At 43.9% G+C, this 2,396-nt stretch carries 2 protein-coding genes and 1 pseudogene; all 3 read right to left on the bottom strand.

All coding sequences use genetic code 11. From position 1 onward, the window contains the following. Positions 1 to 173 precede the first annotated feature (173 nt). Positions 174 to 293, bottom strand: a pseudogene (locus V7L29_RS11635) (IS1/IS1595 family N-terminal zinc-binding domain-containing protein); the annotation flags it as partial. 212 nt (positions 294 to 505) lie between these two features. Beyond that, on the bottom strand, positions 506 to 1,678 hold the full coding sequence (gene moeB, locus V7L29_RS11630; protein ID WP_334735558.1) for a molybdopterin-synthase adenylyltransferase MoeB: 1,173 nt from the start codon (positions 1,676 to 1,678) through the stop codon (positions 506 to 508). Positions 1,679 to 1,818: 140 nt separating this feature from the next. Beyond that, positions 1,819 to 2,277: a M67 family metallopeptidase gene (locus V7L29_RS11625; protein WP_334735559.1), complete on the bottom strand. Its 459-nt coding sequence runs from the start codon at positions 2,275 to 2,277 to the stop codon at positions 1,819 to 1,821. Positions 2,278 to 2,396: the final 119 nt, after the last annotated feature.

Here is a 2,396-nt window from a genome sequence, read left to right as displayed (position 1 = left end):
TATATGCTTACTATTCTTGCTGCTTGTTTATTCCAACATGATGATGCTTGTGAATCCACTTGTCAATAGTATTTGAGACGCGCTTACCCTGCATATACAAGTGACCTTAGTAGATCCATTCTACGTATTTACTTATCTTCACATAGTTTGGTTTTTTTGTGCCGACTTACTTAACCTTTCTGATCATAAGATTCGATGAATTGACGTTTACAGTCTACACATATGTAATTTTGTTTACTACGCTGCCGCCCATTCTTCCGAATATGATCTGATGAACATCTTGGACATTTCATAGTGATGTCTACGACGGGCTACGCCTACGCTCTAATTCATATTTCTATTCTGCAACGCCAAATATTGAAATGAGATTTCGAGGTAGTCATAAGGAGATGAGGGAATGGGGAGTAGGAGAAGTAATGGAAGCAAGTGAATAATTATTATTCTTTTTCATTTCTCTCATCCCCCTCATCCCCCTCATTTACTCTTTAAGGAAAGCGGTGGGTTTTTAATACTCTGGAACTGACGGGTCTATTTCTTTACTCCAAGCGGTAATTCCGCCTTTGACATTCGTTCCGACAATCCCGGCTTCCTTGAGGATGGCGAGGGCTTTTGCCGATCGCCCGCCCATCTTACAATGAGCAATTAAGCGGTGACCGTTCAACATTTCCTTCACTTTAGCAACGCCATTGCCATTTTCAATCTCTGGTAAGGGTACCAAGACTGAACCAGGAATCTTAGCAATGTCGTACTCATGGGGGTTGCGGACATCCAGCAGTACAAAATCCTCTGCACCGCTATCCAGCAATTCCTTTAAATCCTTGACGGTCATTTCTTGACTTTCCATCTGCTGTTTTGCCTCCTCTGCCTTAGCTTGTGGAATTCCGCAGAATTGTTCATAGTCTATCAGATTTTCAATGACTGGGCGAATTGGGTTAGGACGCAACTTCAACTCCCGGAATTTCATATCTAAGGCGTTGTATAGCAGTAATCGTCCACTCAGGGTGTTACCTTGTCCCAGAATGATTTTGACGGTTTCAGTTGCTTGGATTAAACCAATAATTCCTGGCAAAATCCCCAATACGCCACCTTCTGCACAAGAGGGAACCATTCCTGGTGGTGGTGGTTCTGGGAAAAGGTCACGATAGTTCGGGCCACCTTGGTAGTTAAATACAGTAGCTTGCCCTTCAAAGCGTAAAATTGAACCGTAGACGTTGGGCTTATTCAGCAATACGCAGGCGTCGTTAACTAGATATCTGGTGGGGAAGTTATCAGTACCATCCACGACGATATCATAAGGTTGAAGGATTTCCAGGGCGTTTTCGGAAGTCAGGCGAGTTTCGTATAAATCAACCTGACAATAAGGGTTAATCTCGTGAATGCGGTTTTTTGCCGATTCAATCTTGGGTTTACCTACCCAGGATGTACCGTGGATTACTTGGCGTTGCAGATTGGAAGTATCGATAACATCGAAATCGACAATCCCGATGCGTCCAATACCCGCCGCCGCCAGATATAAAAGTAGTGGTGAACCGAGTCCACCTGTACCGATACACTGGACACTGGCAGCTTTCAGGCGCTTCTGTCCTTCTAGTCCTACTTCCGGCAAAATTAGGTGTCGGGAGTAGCGTTCGTAATCGTCTTTGGTCAACTGGATTTTATCCAGATTGGGATTGAGCATAGCAGTTATGATCTGGGAGAGCGGAATATTAATCCTATCGAAAAACTGTATCTTCTATAGAGATAGAGAGTCGGGAAGACGAGTTTTCATCCGTGGTGGCGGCGAAAACTGCTACGAGTGACTGTATTTAAACTAAGCTATTAAATTATATTTTCAATTGCCTCTGCTTGAAACTGATGAGTATTATCAAGGCTCCAGCTTTGGCATTCTCCAGCTTTACCGTTTTGGACGGAAACTATTATATACGAGTATCCCTGCCAAGCGTATAGGCGATCGCATTCTGAAGGTATAGCAGGATGATCTGGGTGGGAGTGAAAAATGCCGATAATATTCAGTGAGCGATTGCGTGCTTCCCTTTGTGTTTTTAGCATAACTTCGGGTGCGATCGCATATTGCCGTCTTTTACTTTCTGTTGTGCGTTCCCCTGGAAACTCAGCAGCTGCTTCTGTAGCCCAGGCATTTTCTGTTGGCATAACTTCTACCACAATTTTGCCCTGATTAGCTAGATAGCCCAAAATTATACCGCAGCACTCATCTGGGTAAATGCTTTCGGCATGGGTGCGGATGGTTTGCAAGTGTTCTTGGCTAAGTCGGATCATGTCTGCGTTGGTAATTTTTGTAACGGCGTTGCATAATAAAGGGATGAATTGAGGTGTTCTACTGTGCAATGTCCATACTGTGGGTCTACTGAGATTAGAAAAAATGGTACCTGTTGGCA

This window comes from Nostoc sp. (assembly GCF_036916575.1).
In the GTDB taxonomy this organism is placed as follows: domain Bacteria; phylum Cyanobacteriota; class Cyanobacteriia; order Cyanobacteriales; family Nostocaceae; genus Nostoc.
The sequence above is the reverse complement of the archived record's forward strand: the minus strand, read 5'-3'. Positions and strand labels throughout refer to the sequence as shown.

Coding starts and splice junctions, on each gene's coding strand:
- V7L29_RS11625 (WP_334735559.1), bottom strand. CDS start 2,277: ATGATCCGACTTAGCCAAGAACACTTGCAAACCATCCGCACCCATGCC.
- moeB (WP_334735558.1), bottom strand. CDS start 1,678: ATGCTCAATCCCAATCTGGATAAAATCCAGTTGACCAAAGACGATTAC.